At 67.6% G+C, this 22,388-nt stretch carries 28 protein-coding genes; 9 read left to right on the top strand and 19 right to left on the bottom strand.

Going from position 1 to position 22,388, the window contains the following annotated elements:
- The first annotated feature begins 47 nt into the window (after window positions 1-47).
- From FOC84_RS24740 to FOC84_RS24725, 4 genes are read left to right on the top strand one after another with little or no spacing between them, the layout of a single operon-like run.
- Window positions 48-500, top strand: a complete 453-nt coding sequence (locus FOC84_RS24740) for an ArsR/SmtB family transcription factor (protein ID WP_173146909.1) — start codon at window positions 48-50, stop codon at window positions 498-500.
- Entirely contained in the window at window positions 386-850 is a 465-nt protein-coding gene (locus FOC84_RS24735) for an SRPBCC family protein (protein WP_173146907.1), read from the top strand. Before FOC84_RS24740 ends, FOC84_RS24735 begins: the two co-directional genes overlap by 115 nt.
- Window positions 851-904: 54 nt before the next feature.
- Complete coding sequence (locus tag FOC84_RS24730; RefSeq protein WP_173146905.1) at window positions 905-1,606, top strand: DUF899 domain-containing protein; 702 nt, start codon at window positions 905-907, stop codon at window positions 1,604-1,606.
- Window positions 1,557-2,045: a hypothetical protein gene (locus tag FOC84_RS24725; RefSeq protein ID WP_254241770.1), complete on the top strand. Its 489-nt coding sequence runs from the start codon at window positions 1,557-1,559 to the stop codon at window positions 2,043-2,045. The genes FOC84_RS24730 and FOC84_RS24725 overlap by 50 nt, the downstream gene beginning before the upstream one ends.
- On the opposite strand, the gene FOC84_RS24720 is transcribed toward FOC84_RS24725, so the two are convergent.
- The 3 genes from FOC84_RS24720 to FOC84_RS24710 all read right to left on the bottom strand — a co-directional run bounded on the left by FOC84_RS24720 (window position 2,026) and on the right by FOC84_RS24710 (window position 4,081).
- Complete coding sequence (locus FOC84_RS24720; protein WP_173146903.1) at window positions 2,026-2,361, bottom strand: 2Fe-2S iron-sulfur cluster-binding protein; 336 nt, start codon at window positions 2,359-2,361, stop codon at window positions 2,026-2,028. The genes FOC84_RS24725 and FOC84_RS24720 overlap by 20 nt on opposite strands.
- Window positions 2,362-2,384: 23 nt before the next feature.
- Window positions 2,385-2,972, bottom strand: coding sequence for an NUDIX domain-containing protein (locus tag FOC84_RS24715; protein ID WP_173146901.1), 588 nt, complete (start codon window positions 2,970-2,972; stop codon window positions 2,385-2,387).
- 89 nt (window positions 2,973-3,061) lie between these two features.
- Complete coding sequence (locus FOC84_RS24710) at window positions 3,062-4,081, bottom strand: zinc-dependent alcohol dehydrogenase family protein (RefSeq protein ID WP_173146899.1); 1,020 nt, start codon at window positions 4,079-4,081, stop codon at window positions 3,062-3,064.
- A gap of 162 nt (window positions 4,082-4,243) precedes the next feature.
- On the opposite strand from FOC84_RS24710, the gene FOC84_RS24705 reads away from it, so the two are divergent.
- Window positions 4,244-5,164, top strand: a complete 921-nt coding sequence (locus FOC84_RS24705; RefSeq protein ID WP_173150381.1) for a LysR family transcriptional regulator — start codon at window positions 4,244-4,246, stop codon at window positions 5,162-5,164.
- 5 nt (window positions 5,165-5,169) lie between these two features.
- Here FOC84_RS24705 and FOC84_RS24700 read toward each other — a convergent pair whose 3' ends face one another.
- The 13 genes from FOC84_RS24700 to FOC84_RS24640 form a co-directional block, all read right to left on the bottom strand.
- A complete protein-coding gene (locus FOC84_RS24700) occupies window positions 5,170-6,423 on the bottom strand; it encodes an Hsp70 family protein (protein WP_173146897.1) in 1,254 nt (417 codons plus the stop codon).
- A 65-nt stretch (window positions 6,424-6,488) separates the two neighbouring features.
- Window positions 6,489-7,667 (bottom strand): RhtX/FptX family siderophore transporter, encoded by a 1,179-nt coding sequence (locus FOC84_RS24695; protein ID WP_438800896.1) that lies wholly within the window; start codon window positions 7,665-7,667, stop codon window positions 6,489-6,491.
- A gap of 25 nt (window positions 7,668-7,692) precedes the next feature.
- Complete coding sequence (locus FOC84_RS24690) at window positions 7,693-8,121, bottom strand: cupin domain-containing protein (protein WP_173146892.1); 429 nt, start codon at window positions 8,119-8,121, stop codon at window positions 7,693-7,695.
- Window positions 8,122-8,177: 56 nt separating this feature from the next.
- A complete protein-coding gene (locus FOC84_RS24685; protein WP_438800895.1) occupies window positions 8,178-10,220 on the bottom strand; it encodes a TonB-dependent siderophore receptor in 2,043 nt (680 codons plus the stop codon).
- A gap of 196 nt (window positions 10,221-10,416) precedes the next feature.
- Window positions 10,417-11,295 (bottom strand): helix-turn-helix transcriptional regulator, encoded by an 879-nt coding sequence (locus FOC84_RS24680; protein ID WP_254241769.1) that lies wholly within the window; start codon window positions 11,293-11,295, stop codon window positions 10,417-10,419.
- Between the two features lie 101 nt (window positions 11,296-11,396).
- Window positions 11,397-11,726, bottom strand: coding sequence for a hypothetical protein (locus FOC84_RS24675; protein WP_173146890.1), 330 nt, complete (start codon window positions 11,724-11,726; stop codon window positions 11,397-11,399).
- A gap of 178 nt (window positions 11,727-11,904) precedes the next feature.
- The gene (locus tag FOC84_RS24670) at window positions 11,905-12,129 is read right to left on the bottom strand and encodes a DUF3820 family protein (protein ID WP_041655832.1); all 225 of its coding nucleotides are present in this window, start codon (window positions 12,127-12,129) and stop codon (window positions 11,905-11,907) included.
- A 5-nt stretch (window positions 12,130-12,134) separates the two neighbouring features.
- Complete coding sequence (locus FOC84_RS24665; protein WP_173146888.1) at window positions 12,135-12,686, bottom strand: cysteine hydrolase family protein; 552 nt, start codon at window positions 12,684-12,686, stop codon at window positions 12,135-12,137.
- 23 nt (window positions 12,687-12,709) lie between these two features.
- Window positions 12,710-13,267 carry a GNAT family N-acetyltransferase gene (locus tag FOC84_RS24660; protein ID WP_173146886.1) on the bottom strand — a complete coding sequence of 186 codons (558 nt, stop codon included), beginning with the start codon at window positions 13,265-13,267 and terminating at the stop codon, window positions 12,710-12,712.
- Entirely contained in the window at window positions 13,248-14,177 is a 930-nt protein-coding gene (locus FOC84_RS24655) for a sigma-70 family RNA polymerase sigma factor (protein ID WP_173146884.1), read from the bottom strand. The genes FOC84_RS24660 and FOC84_RS24655 overlap by 20 nt, the downstream gene beginning before the upstream one ends.
- A gap of 12 nt (window positions 14,178-14,189) precedes the next feature.
- Entirely contained in the window at window positions 14,190-14,636 is a 447-nt protein-coding gene (locus tag FOC84_RS24650) for a carboxymuconolactone decarboxylase family protein (RefSeq protein ID WP_173146882.1), read from the bottom strand.
- Between the two features lie 113 nt (window positions 14,637-14,749).
- Complete coding sequence (locus tag FOC84_RS24645; protein WP_173146880.1) at window positions 14,750-15,397, bottom strand: glutathione S-transferase family protein; 648 nt, start codon at window positions 15,395-15,397, stop codon at window positions 14,750-14,752.
- A gap of 11 nt (window positions 15,398-15,408) precedes the next feature.
- Window positions 15,409-15,882: an OsmC family protein gene (locus FOC84_RS24640; RefSeq protein WP_173146878.1), complete on the bottom strand. Its 474-nt coding sequence runs from the start codon at window positions 15,880-15,882 to the stop codon at window positions 15,409-15,411.
- 162 nt (window positions 15,883-16,044) lie between these two features.
- Between FOC84_RS24640 and FOC84_RS24635 the strand changes: the two genes are divergently transcribed.
- Window positions 16,045-16,470, top strand: coding sequence for a copper resistance protein NlpE (locus FOC84_RS24635; protein WP_173146876.1), 426 nt, complete (start codon window positions 16,045-16,047; stop codon window positions 16,468-16,470).
- 85 nt (window positions 16,471-16,555) lie between these two features.
- Window positions 16,556-17,293 (top strand): ABC transporter substrate-binding protein, encoded by a 738-nt coding sequence (locus FOC84_RS24630; RefSeq protein ID WP_173146873.1) that lies wholly within the window; start codon window positions 16,556-16,558, stop codon window positions 17,291-17,293.
- 70 nt (window positions 17,294-17,363) lie between these two features.
- On the opposite strand, the gene FOC84_RS24625 is transcribed toward FOC84_RS24630, so the two are convergent.
- Complete coding sequence (locus FOC84_RS24625) at window positions 17,364-17,696, bottom strand: zinc ribbon domain-containing protein (protein WP_173146871.1); 333 nt, start codon at window positions 17,694-17,696, stop codon at window positions 17,364-17,366.
- An 8-nt stretch (window positions 17,697-17,704) separates the two neighbouring features.
- Window positions 17,705-18,934, bottom strand: coding sequence for a formamidase (gene fmdA, locus FOC84_RS24620; RefSeq protein ID WP_173146869.1), 1,230 nt, complete (start codon window positions 18,932-18,934; stop codon window positions 17,705-17,707).
- Between the two features lie 427 nt (window positions 18,935-19,361).
- Here fmdA and FOC84_RS24615 point away from each other — a divergent pair, with 427 nt between their 5' ends.
- Both FOC84_RS24615 and FOC84_RS24610 read left to right on the top strand, forming a co-directional pair.
- Entirely contained in the window at window positions 19,362-20,354 is a 993-nt protein-coding gene (locus FOC84_RS24615; protein WP_254241768.1) for a glycosyltransferase family 9 protein, read from the top strand.
- Between the two features lie 55 nt (window positions 20,355-20,409).
- Window positions 20,410-20,775 carry a hypothetical protein gene (locus tag FOC84_RS24610; RefSeq protein ID WP_173146865.1) on the top strand — a complete coding sequence of 122 codons (366 nt, stop codon included), beginning with the start codon at window positions 20,410-20,412 and terminating at the stop codon, window positions 20,773-20,775.
- A gap of 28 nt (window positions 20,776-20,803) precedes the next feature.
- On the opposite strand, the gene FOC84_RS24605 is transcribed toward FOC84_RS24610, so the two are convergent.
- Window positions 20,804-22,288 (bottom strand): aminotransferase class V-fold PLP-dependent enzyme, encoded by a 1,485-nt coding sequence (locus FOC84_RS24605; protein ID WP_173146863.1) that lies wholly within the window; start codon window positions 22,286-22,288, stop codon window positions 20,804-20,806.
- Window positions 22,289-22,388: the final 100 nt, after the last annotated feature.

Raw genomic sequence — 22,388 nt, 5'->3', positions numbered from 1 at the left:
ACATTGTTGCTTGACAGCCGCGCGGCTTCGGCTTAATACTTAACCTTATGGTTAAGTTTAAAGACGACATGCTCGACGGCATCTTTGCGGCCCTGGCCGACGGCACGCGGCGCCGGGTGCTGGCCGACCTGGAACAAGGCGCGGCCTCGGTCAGCGAGCTGGCCCGGCCGCACGCCATGTCCCTGCCCGCTTTCATGAAGCATCTGCGCGTGCTGGAAGACGCCGGCCTGATCGCCCGCGCCAAGGACGGCCGGGTCGTGAACTGCACGCTATCGCCCGAACCCATGCGGGCGGCATCCGACTGGCTGGCCCGTTACGAGAAGTTCTGGAACGGGCAGCTGGATTCGCTGGCGCGGTACCTGTACCACGAGGAAGAGGTCCACCCATGGAAAACCGAAGCCCCCGACACCAAGCAGCCCCCATCGAACTCCGGCTCAAGCGGCGCTTCGACGCCCCCATCGAGCACGTCTGGCGCGCCTGGACGGACCCGCAAGCGCTGATGCGCTGGTTCGGCCCCGCCGAGACCCGGCAGGTGTTGCGGGCGGAAACCGACGTGCGCGTGGGCGGCGCCTACCAGGTGGGATTCTCCACCGAAGACGGGCTGGAGCATTACGCCAGCGGCCACTACCGCGAAGTCGAGCCGCAGCGCCGGCTGGTCTTCACCTGGGCCTGGCGCGACACGCCCGCGGAAGTCTCGCTGATCACGCTGGAATTCACCCCTGCGGACGGCGGCACCGAACTTGCCTTTCTGCAAACCCCGTTCGTCGACCAGGCCACCCGCGACAGCCACGACCATGGCTGGTCCGGCGCGCTGGACCGGCTGGCGTCCCATCTGGCGAATCCGGCCTGAATCCCTGCCGCTCGCCTTGTCCGGGCCTGCCGGCCCGTCCCGAGGAGACACACGATGCAAACCGATCACCCCGTCGTATCCCGAGCGCAATGGGACATCGCGCGCGAGGCGCTGCTGCGCCGCGAAAAGGAACTGACCCGGGCCCAGGACGCCCTGGCCCGCGAGCGCCTGGCCCTGCCCTGGGTCAAGGTGGACAAGCCGTACCGCTTCCACGGCGCGGCCGGCCCCGTGGACCTGGCCAGCCTGTTCCAGGGCAAGAGCCAGCTCATCGTCTACCACTTCATGTTCGATCCGGACTGGGAAGAAGGCTGCGTGGGCTGCTCTTTCCTGGCCGACCACATGGACAGCGCGATGATGCACCTGCGCCAGCATGACGTGGCGGTGGTCGCCGTGTCGCGGGCTTCGTTCACCAAGCTGGACGCCTTCAAGCAGCGCATGGGCTGGCGCTTTCCGTGGTACTCGTCCGAAGGCGGCGACTTCAACTTCGACCTGCAAGCCTCCGTGCCCAAGGCCGACGGCAGCATGGAGGAACGCCCTGGCGCCAGCGCCTTTTTCCGTGATCCGCACGGCGAGATCTTCCATACCTATTCCAGCTTCGAGCGTGGCGTGGAACGGCTGGCCGGCGCCTACAACTACCTGGATTTCGCGCCGCTGGGCCGCAACGAAAACGGTCCGCACTTCGATCTGGGCGACTGGGTGCGCCACCATGACCGCTACGACGACGCACAGGCCCGCGCCTGCCACGCCTGCGGCTAGGCCCAAGCCTGGTGGCCGCGCGCGGCGTAGGGCGGCCGACGCCGCGGTGCTGTGGCTGGCGTGCACCGCGGCCATGGCCGCGGGCCTGTGGGCCGACACGCTGCGCACGCCGGCGGCGCTGCTGGCCAGCCAATGCGCGGCGCCCGGCGGGCTGCTGGAGCTGGCATGGCGCCATGCGACCCTGATGCCCGCCAGCAGCGCAGCCATGCTGATCGCCGCGCTGTTGCCGCTGCCGGGCGCGCCCCGCGTGGCCGCGCGCCTGACCTGCGCGCTGGCGATGGGGCTGGGCATGCTGGCGGGGGCTCAATGGGGAATGGCAGCGGCACTGGCCGCGGGCGCCGCGCCGTTCGGCGGCATGGCCGCCGGCATGGCACTGGGCATGGTGGTGGCCATGGCCGCCACGGCGTTGATCGCCGCCGCTAGCGCCGCGCCCCGGTAAGCGGGCGCTGCGGCGCCGCGGGCGCGGCCTCGATGGGCGCGGCCAACGGCGCCTGGATTTCCAGGGCGGACTCGGCCCGCGCCACGCAGGGCAGGATCCAGCCTTCTTCCTTCTCGTCGCGCGACAGTCCGGGCCATTCGATACGGTACGAGATCTCGCCTTCCAGCAGCAGGCACATGCAGGCGCGGCAGGTGCCGTTGCGGCACGAGCTGGGCAGCTTGATGCCGGCCGCCTGTGCCGCCAGCAGCACGGAGGTATCGTCCTGCGCCTCGAAGCGCAGGCCGGCGGGTTGCACCAGAACGGGAAATGCGGGCATGGCGGCGCAAGCGCTGGCGGGCCTCAGCCCGCGTTGTCCTGCCAGTCCAGCTGCCAGGCGCCGGACAGCACGTTCTGCATCCACAGCACGCAGGTCAGCGTCTTGGCGTCGGTGACTTCGCCCTTGGCGCAGGCCGCGATCAGCTCGGCGGGATCGGCGCTGATCACGTCCAGGAATTCGTCCTGGTCCAGCTGGCGCGGCCCGGCGCGCAGGCCCCGCGCGAAAAAGATGTGGATGATCTCGGTGGAATAGGCGATGGCCAGGTGCAAGGCCCCCGCATGCGCCCATTGACCGGCGGTATAGCCGGTTTCCTCCAGCAGCTCGCGCTTGCCGCAGGCCAGCGGATCCTCGTCCGGATCCAGCTTGCCGGCCGGAAACTCGGTCATCACGCGTCCGATGGGATAGCGGAACTGCCGCTCCAGCAAGACCCGGCCGTCGTCCAGCAAGGGGATCACCACCACCGCGCCCGGATGCACCACGTACTCGCGCGTGGCCGTGTTGCCATTGGGCAGGCTGACCGTGTCGCGGCGTATCTTGAGGAAGGCGCCGTTGTACGGCGCCTCGCTGGCGACGAGTTTTTCTTCAAGATGGGAATCAGGCTTGCGGGTCATGGGGGGCGGTTACCTCAAGGGACGCGCAGGCGGCTGGCCTGCGCGGGCAGCACGAGCTTACCATCGCTGCCCGCCTTTCCCGATGACGCTTATTGCTCGACGCGGATGACGAGCTTGCCGAAGTGCCTGCCCGACGCCAGGTGCTCGAATGCCTCGCGCGCCTCGGCAAAGGAATAGACGCGGTCGATGACAGGCGCGATGCGCGCCACGTCGACGAAACGCGCCACATCCTCGAGCATCTTGCGGCTGCCGACGAAAATGCCTTCCAGCCGCTTGACGCCCGCGATCAGCGCCAAGGGCGCGACCGGCACTGCCGCGAAGCCGCTGACGCCGCCGATGACCGCGATCGCGCCGCCCATGCGCGCAGCCGCGACGGAACGCTCCAGCGTGCCCGCGCCGCCGACTTCCACCACCACGTGGGCGCCCTCGCCGCCGGTCAGGCGCAGCACTTCGTCCTGCCATTCCGGCGCTTCGCGGTAGTTGATCGTCAGGTCCGCCCCCAGCTCGCGCGCGCGGGCCAGCTTGTCCGCGCTGGACGAGGTGATGATGGCGCGCATGCCGGCCGCCTTGGCCAGTTGCAGGCCCCAGATGGAAACACCGCCCGTGCCCAGGAACAGAGCCGTCTGGCCCGCCTTGGCGCGTCCCGCGACGAACAGCGCGTTCCATGCGGTGACGGCCGCGCAAGGCAGGGTCGACGCCTGCTCGTCGCTCAGGGAGGCCGGGGTGGCGACCAGGGCGTGCTCGGCAAAAATGCTCTCGGTGGACAGCAGGCCGTCGGTGGCGGCGCCGGGCGCCAGCGCCACCGTGGCGGGCGTGGGTTCGCCATCGATCCAGTCCGGCATGAACGCGCCCATGACGCGGTCGCCGGCCTTGAAACGGGTCACGCCCGAACCCACTTCGATCACCTCGCCAGCGGCGTCGGAGGCGGGTATGACCGGATCGCCCGAACCCTTCAGATACTCGCCGCGCGCCACCATCAGGTCGCGATAGTTCAGCGACACTGCCTTGATGCGCACGCGCAGCTCCAACGGGCCCAGGCTGCGCGGCTGGCGCGTGACGCGCTCGAGCGAAGCGATGTCCCGGCCGCTGGTGATGGTGTATGCCTGCATATTGTTTCTCCTGTATCGGGTCAAGAAAACCGCCTTTCGGCGATGGCCGCGACACGTGGCGGCCAAGTACCGATAAGATATATGGGAACCAATTTCCCTAGTGGAGAATATTTTTCATTTCATTGAATCCCGCCAGGAATCAATAAATGCAAGGAGTCCATGATGGCTACGGCGATCACCTATGACCGGCTGAGCGGCATCGAAGTCTTTGTGCAGGCCGTGGAGGCCGGCAGCTTCGCGCTGGCCGCGGAACGCCTGAACCTGACCCGCTCCGCCGTGGGCAAGTCCATCGCGCGTCTGGAGGCGCGGCTGGGCGCCAGGCTGTTCCACCGCACCACCCGCCAGCAAAGCCTGACCGACGATGGCCAGGCCTATTACGACCGCTGCGTGCGTGCGCTGGCCGAGCTGCAGACCGCCGAGGCCGAGCTGGACAGCGGCCGCCGCGAGCCCCAGGGACGCTTGCGCGTCAGCGCGCCGCTGGTGTTCGGCCGCCATTGCGTCGCGCCCGTGCTGCGCGAACTGGCGCAGCAGCATCCGCAACTGCAGGTCGAGATTTCATTCAACGACCGGGTGGTTGATCTGATCGAGGAAGGCTACGACCTGGGCATCCGCGTGGGCGAGCTGCCCGACAGCGCCAGCCTGGCCGCGCGGCGGCTGGGCATGCAGACCATGGGCATAGGGGCCTCCCCCGCATACATCCAGGCGCATGGCCGTCCAGCCACCGTGGATGAGCTGCAGCAGCATGCCGCCATCGTCTACACGCGCAACGGCGTGGACAAGGCCTGGGCGCTGCATGGGCCGGACGGCCAGGTGCTGCAGCTGCGTCCGCGCGCGAGCCTGCGCGTGGACGACCTGCAAGCCATCGCGGATGCCGCCATCGCGGGCGCCGGGCTTGCGTGGCTGCCCTGCTGGATGCTGACGCACTATGTGCGCACCGGCGAGCTGGACGTGCTGATGCACGGTGACCGCCTGGCGGCGCAAGAGGTGCATGCGGTATGGCCGCAAGCGCGCTACCTGCCGTCCAAGACGCGCGCCGCCATCGACGCGCTGGCGGCGCGGGTGCCGGCCATGCTGGCCGCTTGAGCGGCTCAGCCGAACTTGCGGTGGGCGTCCAGCGCCAGGCCGGCGCCGATGCTGCCGAACAGATCGCCTTCGACGCTGCGCGCGTCCGGCACCAGGGCCGACACCGATTCGCGCAGGCGCGGCACGCGGCTGGAGCCACCGGTGAAGAACACCGTGTCCACGTCCGCGGTCGACACGCCGGCATCGCGCAGCAGCGCGCCGACCGTGGTCTCGACCTTCTCGATCAGGCGGCCCACGCAGGCGTCGAACGAGGGCCGCGTCACCTCCACGCCCAGTTCCGGCGCGATGCGCGACAGGTCGATGCGCGCGGCGGGCGTCTCCGACAGCGCGATCTTGGCCTCTTCGACCTGCACCGCCACCCAGTGGCCGGCGCGCTGCTTGACCAGGTTCAGCAACAGGTCGATCTTCTCGCGGTCGCCGGCCTCGGCGCGGATGTAGGCGAAATGCTCGGCGGCCTTGCGGGTGTAGGCTTGGTTGATGGTGTGCCAGCACGCCAGGTTGCCGTATTGCGTGGACGGCACATCCTTGCCGCTGCGCAGCTGGCTGCCCAACCCGAGCATGGGCATCACATGCGCCAGGCTGAGCTGCTTGTCGAAGTCCACCCCGCCGATGTGCACGCCGCCATAGGCCAGGATGTCCTCGCGGCGGTCGGCCTTGCCAGCGCGGCCGGGGCCCAGGCGAATCAATGAAAAGTCGGACGTGCCGCCGCCAATGTCGATGACCAGCACCAGCTCTTCGCGGTCGATCTGCGATTCGTAGTCGAATGCGGCGGCCAGCGGCTCGAACTGGAACTCGATATCGGTGAAGCCAACACTGCGCGCGATCTCGCCCAGCGTGTCCTGGGCGGTCTGGTCGGCGGCCGGATTGTCGTCCACGAAGAACACCGGCCGGCCCAGCACGGCGCGCGTGAAGCCACGCCCCGCCGCCGTTTCAGCGCGGCGCTTGAGTTCGGCGATGAAGCGCGTGAGCAGGACGCGGAAGGGAATCGAACGGCCCTGCACTTCCGTCGAACCATCGATCAGCGAACTGCCCAGCAGGCTCTTCATCGAACGCATCAGGCGCCCGTCGTAGCCCGCCAGGTAGTCGGAGATGGCGGCGCGGCCATAGCTGACCTCGGCGTCTTCGTCATGGAAGAAAATGGCCGAAGGCAAGGTGGTCTTGCCGTCTTCCAGGGTGAGGAGCGCGCGCTGATCGGGGCGGCTCCAGCCCACGGTGGAGTTGGACGTGCCGAAGTCGACGCCGCATGCGGTGGAGATCATGAGGAATTCTGGGGCTGAAAGCAAAACGGCGCACAAGTGTAGCCGCAACCGCCAGAATCGCCATATCAGCCCGTGCGCGCCAGCGCCCTGGCCGTGAACGCCAGCGTCGCGGCCGCCACCAGCAGGCCGCTGGCAAAGCCCCCCGCGTAGCCGACCTGGGCCGCCAGCCCAGTCATGAGGGACGAGGTCAGGATCTCGCCCAGGTCGCGCGCGCTCTGCACCGCGGTCATGTCAGTGCCGGCCTGCTCACCGCGGCTGGCAAAGCGCATGGCCAGCGTCATCAGGGCCACGGACGCGGCGCCCGCGCCGAACGCCCCCAGCGCCTGCGCGCCCAGGGCCGTGCCCGCCTGCGGCGGCATCCAGCCCTGGGCCTGCGCCATCCAGGCCAGCGCAGCCGCGCCCGAGGCGGCCAAGCCCAGCGCCAGCACCGCCCGCGCCCCCAGCCGACCAATCAGCCAAGCGCCGCCGCCGCAGCCCAGCAGCACCGTCACCACGCCGCCCGCCATGCCGACGCGTCCCACGGCCTCGACCGCCCAGCCCGCATCCACCAGGAACAGCTTGGACAGGCCGTAGCCCGCCACCGCCGTCATGGCCGACAGGAAGGCGGCCCCGGCCAACGCCCAGCCGCCGGGGCGGCGCACGAAGGCGCCCAGCGTGGCGCGCCGCCTGGCCACAGGCATGGCCAGCTCGGTTTCACGCCAGGCGGCCGCCAGCAGCAGGCTGACCGCCACCACGGCCGCCAGCGTCAGCAGCGCGCCGGTCTGGCCGACGTGGCCGGCCAGCATCAGGCAACCCGGCCCGCCGAAGAAGAAGCCCACCATGGTGCCGCCCACCTGCACGGCATTGGCGCGCGCCAGATCCTGCCCCTGGAAGCGCTCCGCCGTCAGGCCGTCGGTGGCGATGTCCTGCGTGGCGCTGGCCAATGACGCCAGCGCCATCAGGGCGACCACCCAGGCCGCCGCCGCGGCATCGATGCCCAGCAAGGACAGCGCCAGCAGGCAGGCCAGCACCACGGCCTGCATCGGCAGGATCCAGCTGCGCCGCCGGCCCATGGCGCGCGTCCAGCGGTTGTCGACCACGGGCGCCCAGAGGAACTTCAGCACCCACGGCAGGCCGACCAGCGGCAGCCAGGCCAACGCGTGCAGGTCGGCGCCGTCGCGGCGCAGCAGCGTGGGCAAAGCCTCCATGGCCACGCCCAGCGGTATGCCTTGGGAAAAATACAAGGCGCCTATCATCACGAACATGCGTGCGTCTGCAATACGGTTCACTTCAGATTTCCTTCAACGAGGGGCCGCGGGATTGCGGCGCATCCGCGCGGCGGTGTTCGCTGCCCTGCCCCGGCGTCACGAACAGGATCTTGCCGGGACAGGCGACGTGCAGCCGGTGCCACACGCCGCGCGGCACGATGGCGCTGCGCCGGGTATCCAGCAGCATGTCGGTCTGGCCGCCGTCCTCCGCCATCAGCGTGACCACCACGCGCCCTTCCAGCACGCAGAGCATTTCATCGCCGGCCGGGTGGCGCTCCCACACATCGCCATGCACGTCGGCGTCGCTGGCCACGGCCTTGATGCCGACCAGCCATTCGTCCTGCGGCGCGAGGCGGCGCAGACGGCCCACGTCGCGCATGGCGCCGTCGCGCCCCAGCGCCACGAAGTGGTCCAGCCAGTCGAACACCGGCCCGGTATCGGGTGCACTCATCGATCTCTCCTTCTGGTTGCCGGCGGACGCGCGCGGACGGCGTCCGCCGCGGGTCATCAGTATTCGGCGCGCAGGGTCAGCATGACGTTGCGGGGCTCGCCGTAGCGGTTGTTCCATGCCGTGCCCGACAGGCTCTGGTAATAGCCGCGGTCGAACAGGTTGTTGACGTTGAGCGCCGCGGTCACGTGCTTGTCCACGCGATAGGCCATGCGCAGGTCCACCAGCGCATAGCCGCCCTGGCGCAGCGTGACGGGACCGGACACCGTGGAGTAGCCCGACTGCACCTGCAGCCCGCCGCCCACGCTCAGCCGCCGCTCCAGGCCGGGCAAGGCATAGTGGGTCCACAGGCGGAAGATGTGCTTGGGCGTGAAGCGCGCGAACGGCTGTCCGCCGGATTCCGAATCCGTCAGGTACTTGCTGGTGTTGAAGGTGTAGCCCGCGGCCACCGTCCAGTAGGGCGTGATGCTGCCGGAGGCTTCGGCCTCGATGCCGCGGCTGCGCACTTCCCCGCCCGAGATGTAGTAGCAGTTGCGGCCCACGCATGGCCATGCCGGGTCCTCCTGCGCGCGGTTCTTCTGCTGGATCTGGAACACGGCCAGCGACACGTTCAAGGCGCCGTCCGCCAGTTCGCCTTTGACGCCGGCCTCGTAGTTGGTGCCGGTAATGGGATCCAACGGCTGGCCGTCGCGCGTCAGCTCGCCCTGCGGCTGGAACACCTGCGCATAGCTGCCATACAGCGACCACTGGCGGTCGAGGTCCACGATCAATCCACCGTAGGGCGTGAACTCCGGATCGATGCGCTGGCGCGCGCGGGGCGCGCTCTGGTTCCACCAGCTCATGCGTCCGCCCAGCACCAGCGTCACCGGATCGGCCAGTGAAAAGCGGCCCATGCCGTAGACGCCCTGCTGCTTGAGCCGGGTCTCGCCGGGCGAGGTGTACGGCCCCACGCCAGGCTCGGGCACGCTGTGCGGATCCCAGTCGAAGACGTTGACCGGCACGTTCGGATAGGGCGTCAGGTCGGCGCTATATTGCTCGGACGTGGTGCGTTGCGCATTGCCGCCCAGCAACAGTTCATGGCGCCGGCCGAACAGTTGCACCGGACCGCCGACATAGGCGTCCACGCTGGCCTGGGTGTTGTCGAACTTGTAGGCCGCGCCCATCAGGGATGAGCCCAGCCCGGTCTGGCGGTCTATCGCGCCATAGGCGCCGGCGTACTTCAGGTTGCTGTCCGCGGTCAGGTAATTGGCGCTGATCTTGGCGCTCCAGCCTTGGCCGAAGCGATGCTCCAGGTCCGCGAACACGCGCGTCGTATCCCAGTTGAATCGGTCCCAGGCCACGTCCAGGTAGGTCGAGCGCTTCAGGCCGATATCGCCGCCATCCTTGTAGCGCGGCACGCCGGCCATGTTGGTGGTGGAACGGATGCGCTGGGTTTGCAGGCCGGCGGACAGCACCGTGTCCGGCCCCAGGTCCACTTCGCCTATGGCGTAGAACAGCGCCGACTGCTGGTCCGCAACGTCATAGAAATAGCCGCGGTCCTCCAGCGCGCCGACGATGCGGCCGCGCACGCTGCCGCTATCGTTCAAGGGACCGCCCAGATCGGCCTCCGCGCGATAGCGGTCCCAGTTTCCGGCGCTGAGGGAGCCGTTGAACGAGAACTCGCGTTGCGGCCGCTTGCGCACCAGGTTCACCGTGGCGGCGGGATTGCCTGCGCCATGCATCAGACCGTTGGCGCCGCGCAGGATCTCCACGCGTTCGTACACCGCCATATCCTGCGGCGATGCCGCCATGTTGCCCATCAACACGGGCACGCCGTCCTGCTCGAACGAATCCACCTTGAAGCCGCGCGCGTAATACGCGGTGGTCAGCAGCTGATAGGGCTGCACCGTGATGCCGGTGGCGTGCTGCATCACCTCGTCCAGGCTTTGCAGGTTCTGCTCGCGCATCCGCTCCTGCCCGATCACCGTCACCGACTGCGGAATCTCGCGCAGCGTCAGCGGTAATTTGCCTAGGGTCGCCGTGTCCTGCGCCACGCCCTCGCCGCTGACCGTCACCGCCGGCAGCGACGCGGCTTCCTGCGCCAGCGCCGGCCCCGCCGCCACCGCCAGCCACAGCGGCCAATGCCGCGCACGCGCCGCGTTCCTGCGTGGCGCCCCCGCGCCTGTTTTCACCTGTTTTCGCACTGCCTGTCCTCTTAGAACTTTATTGAGAATAATTCTCAAGTAATTCTAGGAACGACGACGGCCGCGCGCTGGCGATTGCGGAAGTCTTGCTGGCGATTGCGGAAGTTTCGACGCTTCAGCGGCCCGGCGCGACGCTGCTGGGCAGCACGCCGTAGCGGCGCAGGAACGCCTTGGTGAAGTGCGAATCGGTATAGCCGCAGGCGTAGGCCGCCTCGGATACGGTATAGGCGCCTTCGGCCAGCAGGACCTGGGCCTGCTCCATGCGCCGTTCACGCACATAGGCATAGACGCTTTGGCCGAACAGCTTGCGAAAGCCGGTGGTGAGCTTGTTGACGTTCACGCCCGCGCGCCGCGCCAGTTCGGGCAGGGACGGCGGATCCTGCAGGTTCGCCGCAACCAGGTCGCGCGCGTGATGCAGGCGCTCCACGTCGGCGCGTGTCAGGCCGCGCAGGGGCGCGCCTTGCTCCGTCGGCTGCAGCGCACCCAGGGCAAGCGCGGCCAGTTCCAGCGCCTTGGCCGAGAGGTACATGCGCTTGAGGGCGCCCTGCACCGGGCAGGCCAGCATCTGGTGGCCCAGGGCCTCCAGCTTGCGGTCCGCCCGCATATTGGCCTCGGCGTAGGCGCCTACGGCCCGCGGCGCGCGCAGCAGGCCCGCCAACTGGGCCGGGTCCATGGAAAAGGCATCGCGCAGATGGTCCAGGCCCGTGCGCAAGGACACGAAGCGCAAGGACTGATGGGCGCCGAACTCGTGCTCCATGCCCATGGCGTCCTGGCACACGCTCAGGTGCAGCGCGGGCCCGCTCACGCGGGTGGGCGCCGCGCCGCGCACGCTGTAGCGCAGGTCCCCGTCCAGCACCAGCACCAGTTTCAGGCCCGGCTCCAAGCGCTCCTGCACACGCTCGTCGCGGCCAAAGCGCAGCGTGCCGCCCGCCAGCGACATGGCGGGCGTGGCGGCCGATACGGTCCAATCAGGTTCGGGATGGGCGGCGGTCAAGATGGCGGCTCCGTCGCGGCGGGCAGCGCTGTTGATGAGATTGAATATTATTACCGTTTGACCAGAACGGAAAGCCGCCCGTCAGGCGGGCGGCAAGCGCCTTACTGCTGGCGGCGCTGCTCCAGCTCTTTCAGGCACTGCGCCACGCCGGCCTGCATCTGCGCGTTCGACACGGCGGCGCGGTCCGATACCTCGCGGCAGCGCACGTACTGGGCCTGGCTTTCCGGCGTGTCGCGGATGACCGCCGGCGCGGAGCCGGCTTCGGGCGTGACCGTCATGCGCAGCGTGGAAGGCGGCGAGAGGCTGCCGTCCTTGGAGCGCACGCTGGGGTACTGGTATTCCTGCGTGGCGGGCGCCGCATTCTGCGCCTGCACGGCGCCGGCCGCACACAGGGCGGCAAGCAGGAAGGCGGAGATGTGGAGTTTCTTCATGACGACCTCTCTTCAATGAACTGACATCCAGGGCGCGAACCGCGGCCCTGGACACGCCGCACTATCGTATCCCCGGCCGCCCGCGCACGGCGTGCCAAGACGCTACACAATCCGCCACAGTTGTTTCCCGCGGTTTCTCCGCCCGGCCGCCCCACGCGGGCCGCCCTACGCGGGCCGCCTATTTCTTCGGCGCGGACTGGCGCAGCGGCGCCAGCAATGACGACAGCCCGTTGTGGTCCAGCTCGTGCATCAAGGCCAGCAGCCGCCCCAGTTCACCCGGCGGAAAGCCCTTGCGCGCGAACCAGGCCAGGTATGGGCCGGGCAGGTCGGCGATCAGGCGCCCCTGGTACTTGCCAAAGGGCATGGTGCGCGTGACCAGCAGCGATAGCAGTTCAGGATCCATGGAGGTCACCGCGGCGCCGTGGCGGCGAAGACAATGTCCGCCGCGGGCACGGCGGCGATCTTCACGCCGAAGCTGGAGATGGACGACAAGGTGGCGTTGTGATGCGCGCGGATCTGCGCGCCCGGCGCATGCGGCTTGTCCTGGGTGGTGTGGGCGTCGGCGGCCAGCGTGACGGGATAGCCCAGCGCGGCCGCGCGGCGCACGGTCGTGTCCACGCAGAACTCGCTGGCATAGCCGCACACGACCAGTTGCATGGCGCCGGCTTGCGCCAGCGCATCGGCCAAATCGGTACGCAGGAAGGAGTCGGGCGTGGTCTTGCGCACGCGGACGTCGCCATCCTCCGGCTCCAGCCGCAAGTCCAGCTGCCAGCCCGGCAGGCCGTGATCCATGACGCTGCCGGGACTTTCGTGCTGCACGTAGATGACGGGTACGCCAGCCTCGCGGGCGCGCACGGTCAATGCATTGATACGGGCCAGCACGGCCTCGGCATCGGCCGGCGCGGGAGTCGTCTCGAACAGCGCGCGCTGCACGTCTATCACGATCAAAGCGGACGTCATGGTTTCCTCAAAGTGGTTGGGCGTCAGTCCTGCGCGGCATTGACGCGCGCGTACATCCAGAAATCGCGGGGTACGCCGCGCACCAGCCGGTAGCGCCGCAGCAGCCCTTCGCGCTGAAAACCGCAGCGCTCCAGCACACCGGCCGACGCCGCGTTCGTATCCAGCACGGTAGCCTGGACACGTGCGAAACCAAGCTCGTGCAGGGCCCAGGCGGCAACGGCCCCGCAGGCTCGCGTGGCAATGCCGCGCCGCCAGTACAGCGGCGCGACGTCATAGGCGATCTCCGCGCGCCGCGCGGACACGGAAATCTCGTTCAAGCCTATGGTGCCCGCCAGGGCGCCGTCCACAGTGACGATGGCCAGGCGCAGGCTGTGCGACGCCGATGGCTGGCCATAGCCGCGGATCAGGCGCGCCAGCGTATCCGGTCCGTCCAACTGCCAGCTGGTATGGCGCGTGACCGCCTCGTCACGCAGATATTCGTGCCAACCGGCCGCGTCCGCTTCCCGCAATGGGCGCAGCCGCAAACCTTCCAGCCCCAGTTCAGGCAGGTCCTGCGGATAGTCAGTGAGGTGCGGAATCATCCTGGGACACGGTCGGCTGCGGCGGCAGCGCCGCGACATGGCGCAGCTTATCAGGGTTGCGCACGATGTAGATGGCGCTGATCCTGCCGTCGCGCACCTCCAGCGTGGTGGACCGGGGCAAACCGTCCAGTTCGGTCGCCAGCACGCCCGGCATGCCGTTCAATTGCGTCACCACCGCGTCCAGGAACTGGCCGCTGGGCTTCTTCGCCAGTCCAGCAAAAAAGCGCGCGATCTTGTCGCTGCCCAGGATCGGCCTGAACACGGCCAGCTTCTTGCCGCCGCCATCCGCATGCAGCACGGCGTCCTGCGCCAGCAGGCTGCGCAACGCGTCCACATCGCCTGCGCGTGACGCCTGCCAGAAGGCATCGGCAATGCGCGCCCCTTCCTGCTCGGTCACCGCGAACCGCGGACGCGACTCGCGCACGCGGTTGCGCGCCCGCGCGGCCAGCTGACGACAGGCGGCCTCGTTGCGGCCCAGCGTCGCCGCAATTTCCGCGAACGGCATGTCGAACACATCGTGCAGCAGGAAAGCGGCCCGCTCGAGCGCCGACAAACGCTCCAGCGCCAGCATCAGCGCCACCGACAGATCGTGCGCGATCTCCCCCGCCCCGGCCGCTCCATAGTTGCCGGCATCGGGCAAGGGTTCCGGCAGCCACGGGCCCACGTACTCCTCGCGCCGCGCGCGCGCCGACTTCAGCTGGTCCAGGCACAACCGCGTGACCGTGCGCGACAGAAAGGCGCGCGGCGTCTCGACCTGGCCGCGGTCCGCGTCGCGCCAGCGCAGCCAGGCATCCTGCACGATGTCCTCGGCCTCCGCCCATGAGCCCAGCATGCGGTAGGCCAGGCCCTGCAAATGCCTGCGATGGGGTTCGAAGTCGGCAACGGCATCGGGAATGGCGGACGCGCTCATAAAGCCTGGGCCTCAGTGCTTGGGATGCTGCGAGCGGAAGCCGACGGCGATGCGGTTCCAGCTGTTGATCATGTTGATGGCAACCGTCAGGTTAACCTGCTCTTCCTCGCTGAAATGTCTGGCCATTTCGGCATAGTCGGCGTCCGGCGCGCGGGTCTCGGCCAGCCGGGTCAGCGCCTCCGTCCACGCCAGCGCGGCGCGCTCGCGTTCGCTGTACAGCGAGGATTCGCGCCAGGCGTCCAGCAGGTACAAGCGCATTTCCGTTTCGCCCTGCTTGCGGGCGTCGGTGGAATGCATGTGCAGGCAGTAGGCGCAGCCATTGATCTGCGAAGCGCGCATCTTCACCAGTTCAAGCAGGCTGTGCTCCAGGCCGCAGCCCTCGACGAAGTCGTTCAGGGCGATCATCGCCTTCATGGCCTTGGGCGAGGCGGTGTAGGCGTTCAGGCGGGCGGTGCTCATGGATAGGTCTCCAGCAAGGTCGGCATGCGCCGCGGGATGCGGCGCCCATACTCCTATGACGAGACAGCCTGGCGCGATGTGACATCGCCCGCCGGAAAATTTGTAAATCCGGCCTAGAAGTCCAGCCGTCCGCGCAATTCCCCGAACGGCACCATCACGTGCTCGCGATAGGCCGGGCGGGCCTGCAGACGCTCGTACCAGGCATGCACATGCACCATGGGCGGATGCGGGATGTCCAGTTCGAAGTAGCGGTAGAGCGTGGTGCCGGCCGGAATGTCGGCCAAGCCCAGTATCTCGCCGCCCAGGTACGGGCGGTCCGCCAGCGCGCGGTCCAGCTGCCGCAAGCTGGCATGCGTGGCCGCGATGGCGCGCTCGATGGCCGCCGTGTCGCGCTGCGCCTCGGGCGTGCGGTAATGACCCCAGAATACGCCCGTCAGAAAGGCGGGCTGCAGGGCGGTCTGGGCCCAGTCCATCCAGCCGTCGGCGGCGGCCCGTTGCGCGGGGTCGTCCGCCCAGAACCGGCCTGCGCCATCGCGCGCGGCCAGATAGCGCAGGATGGCGTGGGACTCCCATACGACGGTGGCGCCGTCGCGCAGCAGCGGCACCTTGCCGTGAGGATTCATGACGCGGAATTCGGCCGTGTCCAGCAGCCCGAACTGGCCTCCAGCCAGCACGTGCTCGTATTCCAGGCCCAGCTCTCCCGCCAGCCACAGCACCTTCTGCACATTGAACGAACTGCGGCGCCCCCAGATGGTCAGCATGGCGGCGGCCCTCAGGCGGCGTGCACGATGCGCGGCTCGCAGCGCACCGGAAAATTGACCGAATTGGCGATGAAGCAGAATTGATGCGCGCGCTCGTGCAGCTCGGCCGCCAGCGCCGCGTCGTCGCCGGCGCGGATGGTCACTTCGGGGCGCAAGGTGACGGCGCTGAAAGCGCCGCCGCGCTCGCGGTCCTCGACCATGACGCCCTCGGCTTCGTCGCGGTAGGCCTCCACCCTCACCCCTTCGACCGCGCACAAATGCAGGTACCAGAGCTTGTGGCAGGCGGACAGCGACGCCACCAGCATGTCCTCGGGATTCCAGCGCGCGGGATCGCCGCGGAAAGCCGGATCCGACGAGCCCGGCACGTCGGGCTTGCCCGCCGCGCGGATCAGGTGGTCGCGGGAATAGGCGGCATAGCTGGACGTGCCCGTACCGGTATTGCCGGTCCAGTCCACGGTGACGTTGTAACGGTGTTCGCCTTGCATCGGAATCGTCCTATTCAAGAAAGAAGGCCCAAGCCGGCCCGCCGGGAAGCAGCTTAGCGTAGCGCATGCGCGGCCACGCCGGGCCCGCACGCTTTACATCCCGTTTCAGCACCGCCCCGTTACTATCCGTATCGTGACCGGTTTGCCAAACAGGAGCTCGCCATGATGAAAACCACCCTGACCTGCGCCCTGACGCTAGCCCTGCTCGCCGGCTGCGCACCCTCCCGACCCGGCTCCGGCGGTTCCGCGCCCGTCGACAGCCACACCTCGCGCGATTCGCTGGACTGGGCCGGCAGCTACGAAGGCACCCTGCCTTGCGCCGACTGCCCCGGCATCCGCACCCGCCTGACCCTGGACCAGAACGGCCGCTACGAACGCCAGACCCAGTACCTGGACCGCCAGCCGCAGCCCGAGATCGTAACCGGTTCATTCAGCTGGGAATCCGACGGCAGCACCATCCGCCTCGACGCATCCGGCGACAGCCAGCGTTACTTCGTCGGCGAAAACCAGGTGACCATGCTGTACCGCGACGGCACCCGCCCCACCGGCCCGCTGGCCCCGCACTACGTCCTGCGCCGCGCGCAATAAGGCATCGCGCAACGCGCGCGCTTGCGGCTATGCTTGTGCCGCAACATCCGCGCCAGCGCGCGCGGCCCCTCCGCCCAAGGAAACCATGAAGACCGATCACGAACTGCTTTCCGCCTTCGCCCCCACCGGCACGCTGCGCGCGTCCATCAACCTGGGCAATCCCATCCTGGCCCACGCCGACCCCGTCACCGGCCAGGCCGGCGGCGTATCGGTCGACCTGGCCACGGAACTGGCGCGGCGTCTGGGCGTCCAGCTGGAACTGGTGGTGTTCAAGTCGGCTGGCGAATCCGTCAACGCCGTGGCCGCCGAAGAGGCCGACGTGGGCTTCTTCGCCATCGACCCGCTGCGCGGCGCGCAGATCGCCTTCACCGCGCCCTACGTGGTCATCGAAGGCGCGTATCTGGTGCGGCAGGATTCGCCCATCGCCAGCATGGACGAAGTGGACAGCAAGGGCCTGCGCGTGGTGGTCGGCAAGGGCAGCGCCTACGACCTGTACCTCACGCGCGAACTCAAGCAGGCAGAGATCTTCCGCGCACCGACCTCGCCCGCCGTGGTCGACACCTTCATGCGGGAAAACATGGAAGTCGCCGCGGGCGTGAAGCAGCAGCTTGAAGCCGACGCGCAGCGCCTGGGCGGCCTGCGCCTGCTGGACGGCCACTTCATGCTGATCCGCCAGGCCATGGGCGTGCCCAAGAGCCGCGGCGACAAGGCCAGCGCCTACCTGGCCGCCTTCGTCGAGGCCATGAAGAAATCGGGCTTCGTCGCCGAAGCCCTGGCCCGCCACAAGATCCAGGGCGCCGCGGTGGCGCCGCTGGAGGCCTGAGCCCGCTGCTCTCGCCCCGCGAAAACAAGGCCCCGCGCAAGCGGGGCCTTTGCACGCCGGCGGCGCGTCCTCAGTGGCTGATCATCCAGGGCCTTGCGCCCGCGAACGATTTCGCCCCATCCGGCGAGGTACGCGTCTTGCCCGCCGCCTTTCCGCCCGAACAACAGCCGCAATTCATGCCGTGGCCAGAGCGCGAACTGCGCGGCTCGTGCGCGCTGCGCTCATTGACCGCGCGCGCCCGGTTCACTGCGGACGACAGCGCCGAGATCGCCGGCGCGCCGCCCACGATGCGGCCGCACATCGCGCCGCATTGCGGGCAGGCGGCCGGGTCGCGCCACCGGGCCAGGGGCACCAGCGCCGCGAACTCGCCGCAATCACCGCAGGCATAGTCATACATGGGCATGATGGCTCCTAGCGGTCGCGCGACAGCGGCATGTCCACGCCGCCCTGGATGTGCTTGACGGGTCCGGACGCCGACGGCTGGATGTCGAAGTCGAAGATCTCCGTCGGCAGCCACAGCGTGGCGCAGGAGTTGGGAATATCGACCACCCCGCTGATATGCCCCTGCACCGGCGCGCAGCCCAGCAGCGAATACGCCTGCGCGCCCGAGTAGCCAAACTTCTTCAGGTATTCGATGGCGTTCAGGCAAGCCTGCCGGTACGCGACGTTGACATCCAGATAGTGCTGCTTGCCGGATTCATCCACCGAAATGCCTTCGAAGATCAGGAAGTCCTTGTAGGCCGGCGTGATCGGGCTGGGCTTGAAGATCGGATTCTTGATCGCGTACTTCTCCATGCCGCCCTTGATCAGCGACACGCGCATGTGCACCCAGCCCGCCATTTCAATGGCGCCGCAGAACGTGATTTCGCCGTCACCCTGCGAGAAATGCAGGTCGCCCACCGACAGGCCGCCGCCCTTCACGTAGACCGGGAAGAACACCCGCGCGCCGCGCGACAGGTCCTTGATGTCGCAGTTGCCGCCGTGTTCGCGCGGCGGCACCGTGCGCGCGCCCTCGCCCGCCGCCTTGTCGCGCTCGGTGCCCTGCATGGCGCCCATGTGCGCCGTCTTCGGCGCGGGCGGATTGGCCAGCGGCGGCACGCGGTTGGGATTGGTGTCGATCAGCGCCTGCTCGCGCCGGTTCCAGGTGTCCAGCAGCTTCTTGTCGGGCAGGCAGCCGATCAGCCCGGGATGGATCAGCCCGGCGAAGTTCACGCCCGGGATATGGCGCGACGACGTGAACATGCCATGAAAATCCCAGATGGACTTCTGCGCATGCGGAAAATGCTCGGTCAGGAAGCCGCCGCCGTTGCTGCGGCTGAAGAAGCCGTTGAACCCCCACAGGCTGTCCGGCTTGGCGCCGATATCCAGCAGGTCCACCACCAGCAAGTCGCCGGGCTCGGCGCCTTCCACGCCCACCGGGCCGGAAAGAAAGTGCACCGTGGACAAGTCCACGTCGCGGACGTCGTCGGCGCTGTCATCGTTCTTGATCGCGCCGCCGGTCCAGTCGTAGGTTTCCAGCACGAAGTCATCCCCGGGCTTGACCCACACGGCCATCGGAATATCCGGATGCCAGCGATTGTGGATCTGCGCGTTCTCGTAGGGGGATTGGGCCAGGTCGACCTTGATGAGGGTGTCAGTCATTCTCTTTCATCTCCAACGTAACTTGTTGATAAAACAGAAATTTCTATCTCCGACTGTCCAACATGAGTGCGCCAGGCGGCGCTTATGAGTCGTTGATATGTAAAGCACAGTAGGCGAGTTTGGGACAGCCGTAAACTGGATTTCCGACCAGTAGCCATGGGCCATGGCTGGAGCTGAACGTCGGCGGCGTGGAACGCTTCCCACGCCCGCCGCAACCCCTGTACCATCCCGCACTCCAAGCCCTATCGCATACAAGCTTTTTCAATCATCCAAGACAAAACACTACAACACCAAAAAATACACATTCCCCAGACCAATAGATTCAAAATTCGAGATCTTTTTTGAATAGCAGTGAGCGTATTTTTTGGATGCCATGCCTACCGCCCCCTCCCTCAAGCGTAGTACTGCGCGAAACTGTGCGATTTACATGTCCGGCGGCATCGGCGACGGAGTGCTCGGCATGGTTTTTGCCCAAGCACTGGCCGAACAAACCGGGGGGACCGTTTCATTGCTGATGACTCAAAACGAGTCTTCGCAAGAACTGTTTCGTGCCCAGCCCTACGTAGCGGAAGTCATATCCCTGCGATCAGAGCACCGGTTGCGCGGTTGGGAACGAATCACACGGGTAAGACAGGTATTGACGGACGGGGGCTACGACAGTCTCTTTTTGTTTACCTTCCGCCCTCATATCGCCTTGGCGGCCCGCTTGGCGGGGATCCCGCAGCGCGCCGGTTTCTTGCGTATGCATCAACCGCATCTCGCGGCCCTGCTCACGCATCGCATCTGGGTGCGACGCAAGGGAACCCCGCACCCTGACATCTATACATGGCTGCCGTTGTTGTATGCCAAGGCTGGATATCAGTATGAGCCACGCTATCCCTCGTTGTTCTGTAAGGACTCGGCGCACGGCAAGGCCATCCAGTTTTGCCAGGCGCAATCACGAACGATTGGGTTCGGATTGAATGGCTCAATACCCTGTAAACGTTATAGCGGCAGAGCTTTTGCGGAGGTCGCGCGCATTTTGCATGCGCGGGATAGTGGGCTGCGTTTTGTGTTGGTGGGCGGCAGCGATGTCCAGGACATCGCACAAGAGATTCGCGCCCTGCTACCCGAGTCCATTGTTTTGCTGGACGCGACGCGACAGGCCACGGACATATGCGATAGCCAGGCGCTGATCGCGTGCTGTTCGGTATTTGTCTCCAACGACAGCATGGGTATGCACATTGCAGCAGCCCATGGAATACCGACGATTGGATTGTTCGGAGCCACTCCTGCATTGCGGTATGTGCCCTGGTTGCATGCACTTGAAGCCGCTGTACAAGGCGACATGGCCACCATAGCGCCGCAGACCGTGGCCGAGGCGGCCTGGAAGCATTTGGAGGCAGCGGGTTCGCCTGGATCTGCCGTTGCGGCGGGCTGATACTTCCGGCAGTTATGATGCTGCCCATTCAGCCGCATTCCCAAGGTATCCCCGCATGGCCGCTCTTGACCGCCGTACTCTCGCCATCCTGCTCCTCTGCGCCGCCGGCGCCAGCGCGCCTGCCGCAGCGGACGATTGCGTTGCGCAGATCCAGGCGGAGCAGGCGCGCATCGACCGCGCGCAGGACGTGCAGCGCACGCGCGAGGCGTCCAACGAGCTGCAATTGAATCGCGAACTGTGCCAGGGCCGCCTGGACCTGCTGGATGCCCGCTACGCCCTGGTCGACGACTTCGAGGCCTGTCGCCGCAAGGGGGTGGAGTTTCCAGCGAAGATGGCGCGCGCGCTGAGCGACGCGTCCGAAGCACTGGCCGACAAAAAGGCCGCGTGGATCAGAACCTGCGGCCTGCACATGAAGGATTGAGCGGCCCGCCTGACAGCGGGCGCGCGGCTCAGGCGGCCTGCTTCTCGGTGCTGTGCGGGAAGAAGATGGCCCGGCTCGGATCGAAGCCGTAGCGGTGCTCGAATTCGGTCGCGTCCGCGGCCAGCGCCAACACCGAATCCAGGATGAAATCGGCCTTATCGTCCGGCAGCAGCACGCTGAAGTTCAGGCGGATGAAGCCTGGCTTTTCCATCTCGCGGCCATCCAGGATGGCCTGGCGCATCTGCTGCGACGCATCCGCGCCGATATCCAGCAGGCGATGCACATAGGGTCCTGCGCAGGCGCAGCCGCCGCGCGCCTGGATGCCGAAGCGGTCGCTCAGCATGCGCGTGACCAACTGCTGGTGCACGAAGCCACCGCGGCCGTTGCGCACCCGGAACGAAAAGATCGGCAGGCGTGCCGCCGTCAGCGAACCCAGCAGCTCCAGCTGCGCGGCGCCCTGCCATCTGGCCAGCGCGCGCTGCACGAAGTGTTGATTGCGCTGGCGCATGAACTCGGCGCCCAGGGCTTCCTTCACCAGCAGCACCAGCGCGGCGCGGATATCGCCCACCACATTGGGCGTGCCCGCTTCCTCGCGCGCTTCCAGGCTGCCGCTGTAGTCGTGGCCCGCGGGCGAAACGAAGCGCACCGTGCCGCCGCCGGGCCAGGTGGGCTTGGTGTCCAACACCGCGTCGCGGCGCACGATCAGCACGCCAGACGCGCCCGGGCCGCCGATGAACTTGTGCGGCGAAAAAACAATCGCGTCGATCGCCGCATCGGCGGCGGGCGTCATCCGAATCGGCAGATAGGGCGCGCCGCCGGCATAGTCCCACAGCATCTTCGCGCCCGCAGCCTTGACGCGCCGGGTCACTTCCGCCACGTCCGCCACGATGCCCGTCACGTTCGAAGCCGCCGACAGCGCGCAGACGACCAGCGTGCCCTCCCCCGCTTGCAGCGCCGCATCCAGCTGCGCCAGGTCGGGGCCGCCTTCCGGGCTTTCCGCCAGTTCGACGATTTCGGCGCCGCATTCGCGCCACGGCAGGATGTTGGAATGGTGTTCGTAGGGGCCGATGATGACGCGCACCTTGCGGCCCGCGGCGATGGCCTCGCGCACGCCGAACAGATGCACCAGCCGGTTGATCCCCGCCGTCGCGCCCGACCCCGCAAAAATCACGGCGTGTTCGTCGCCCGCGCCGCAGCACCGCGCAATCGCCGCGCGCGCCTCGCGGCGCAGGCGGGTAATGAAGCCGCCGCAGTACGACGCCTCGGTATGCGAGTTGGCGTAGTACGGCAGCACCTGCTCAAGAATGAAACGCTCGACCTGCATCAACGCCCGGCCGGACGCCACGTAATCGGCGTACACCAGCGGCTTGATGCCGTAGGGACCTTCGACCTCCGCATCCTTGCCGATCAGCCCGTCGGCCAGCGCCGCGGCGACGTCTTCCGTCTTCAGGCTTTCTTGAAATTGCTGCAGCGGCGTGATCTTGGCGGGGGTCGTTTTGGTAGGCGTATTCATGTCGGGGATGCTCCTGGGCACACCGAAATATCATACGATGGAAAGAAATTTGAAACCTCACCTAAATTTTGCCTAAAACCTCATAAATTGGGTCATTTGA

This window comes from Achromobacter pestifer (genome assembly GCF_013267355.1).
Classification (GTDB): Bacteria; Pseudomonadota; Gammaproteobacteria; order Burkholderiales; family Burkholderiaceae_B; genus Achromobacter; species Achromobacter pestifer_A.
This window is presented reverse-complemented; position numbering and strand designations above follow the sequence as displayed.

What these genes read in the sequence shown, in the direction of transcription:
- FOC84_RS24730 (WP_173146905.1), top strand. Translation starts at nt 905, where the DNA reads ATGCAAACCGATCACCCCGTCGTATCCCGAGCGCAATGGGACATCGCG.
- fmdA (WP_173146869.1), bottom strand. Translation starts at nt 18,934, where the DNA reads ATGACTGACACCCTCATCAAGGTCGACCTGGCCCAATCCCCCTACGAG.
- FOC84_RS24655 (WP_173146884.1), bottom strand. Translation starts at nt 14,177, where the DNA reads ATGAGCGCGTCCGCCATTCCCGATGCCGTTGCCGACTTCGAACCCCAT.
- FOC84_RS24740 (WP_173146909.1), top strand. Translation starts at nt 48, where the DNA reads ATGGTTAAGTTTAAAGACGACATGCTCGACGGCATCTTTGCGGCCCTG.
- FOC84_RS24665 (WP_173146888.1), bottom strand. Translation starts at nt 12,686, where the DNA reads ATGACGTCCGCTTTGATCGTGATAGACGTGCAGCGCGCGCTGTTCGAG.
- FOC84_RS24640 (WP_173146878.1), bottom strand. Translation starts at nt 15,882, where the DNA reads ATGCAAGGCGAACACCGTTACAACGTCACCGTGGACTGGACCGGCAAT.
- FOC84_RS24635 (WP_173146876.1), top strand. Translation starts at nt 16,045, where the DNA reads ATGATGAAAACCACCCTGACCTGCGCCCTGACGCTAGCCCTGCTCGCC.
- FOC84_RS24735 (WP_173146907.1), top strand. Translation starts at nt 386, where the DNA reads ATGGAAAACCGAAGCCCCCGACACCAAGCAGCCCCCATCGAACTCCGG.
- FOC84_RS24700 (WP_173146897.1), bottom strand. Translation starts at nt 6,423, where the DNA reads ATGATCTCCACCGCATGCGGCGTCGACTTCGGCACGTCCAACTCCACC.
- FOC84_RS24690 (WP_173146892.1), bottom strand. Translation starts at nt 8,121, where the DNA reads ATGAGTGCACCCGATACCGGGCCGGTGTTCGACTGGCTGGACCACTTC.
- FOC84_RS24720 (WP_173146903.1), bottom strand. Translation starts at nt 2,361, where the DNA reads ATGCCCGCATTTCCCGTTCTGGTGCAACCCGCCGGCCTGCGCTTCGAG.
- FOC84_RS24710 (WP_173146899.1), bottom strand. Translation starts at nt 4,081, where the DNA reads ATGCAGGCATACACCATCACCAGCGGCCGGGACATCGCTTCGCTCGAG.
- FOC84_RS24695 (WP_438800896.1), bottom strand. Translation starts at nt 7,667, where the DNA reads ATGTTCGTGATGATAGGCGCCTTGTATTTTTCCCAAGGCATACCGCTG.
- FOC84_RS24725 (WP_254241770.1), top strand. Translation starts at nt 1,557, where the DNA reads ATGACCGCTACGACGACGCACAGGCCCGCGCCTGCCACGCCTGCGGCT.
- FOC84_RS24615 (WP_254241768.1), top strand. Translation starts at nt 19,362, where the DNA reads ATGTCCGGCGGCATCGGCGACGGAGTGCTCGGCATGGTTTTTGCCCAA.
- FOC84_RS24605 (WP_173146863.1), bottom strand. Translation starts at nt 22,288, where the DNA reads ATGAATACGCCTACCAAAACGACCCCCGCCAAGATCACGCCGCTGCAG.
- FOC84_RS24675 (WP_173146890.1), bottom strand. Translation starts at nt 11,726, where the DNA reads ATGAAGAAACTCCACATCTCCGCCTTCCTGCTTGCCGCCCTGTGTGCG.
- FOC84_RS24715 (WP_173146901.1), bottom strand. Translation starts at nt 2,972, where the DNA reads ATGACCCGCAAGCCTGATTCCCATCTTGAAGAAAAACTCGTCGCCAGC.
- FOC84_RS24660 (WP_173146886.1), bottom strand. Translation starts at nt 13,267, where the DNA reads ATGATTCCGCACCTCACTGACTATCCGCAGGACCTGCCTGAACTGGGG.
- FOC84_RS24670 (WP_041655832.1), bottom strand. Translation starts at nt 12,129, where the DNA reads ATGGATCCTGAACTGCTATCGCTGCTGGTCACGCGCACCATGCCCTTT.
- FOC84_RS24610 (WP_173146865.1), top strand. Translation starts at nt 20,410, where the DNA reads ATGGCCGCTCTTGACCGCCGTACTCTCGCCATCCTGCTCCTCTGCGCC.
- FOC84_RS24625 (WP_173146871.1), bottom strand. Translation starts at nt 17,696, where the DNA reads ATGCCCATGTATGACTATGCCTGCGGTGATTGCGGCGAGTTCGCGGCG.
- FOC84_RS24650 (WP_173146882.1), bottom strand. Translation starts at nt 14,636, where the DNA reads ATGAGCACCGCCCGCCTGAACGCCTACACCGCCTCGCCCAAGGCCATG.
- FOC84_RS24630 (WP_173146873.1), top strand. Translation starts at nt 16,556, where the DNA reads ATGAAGACCGATCACGAACTGCTTTCCGCCTTCGCCCCCACCGGCACG.
- FOC84_RS24705 (WP_173150381.1), top strand. Translation starts at nt 4,244, where the DNA reads ATGGCTACGGCGATCACCTATGACCGGCTGAGCGGCATCGAAGTCTTT.
- FOC84_RS24645 (WP_173146880.1), bottom strand. Translation starts at nt 15,397, where the DNA reads ATGCTGACCATCTGGGGGCGCCGCAGTTCGTTCAATGTGCAGAAGGTG.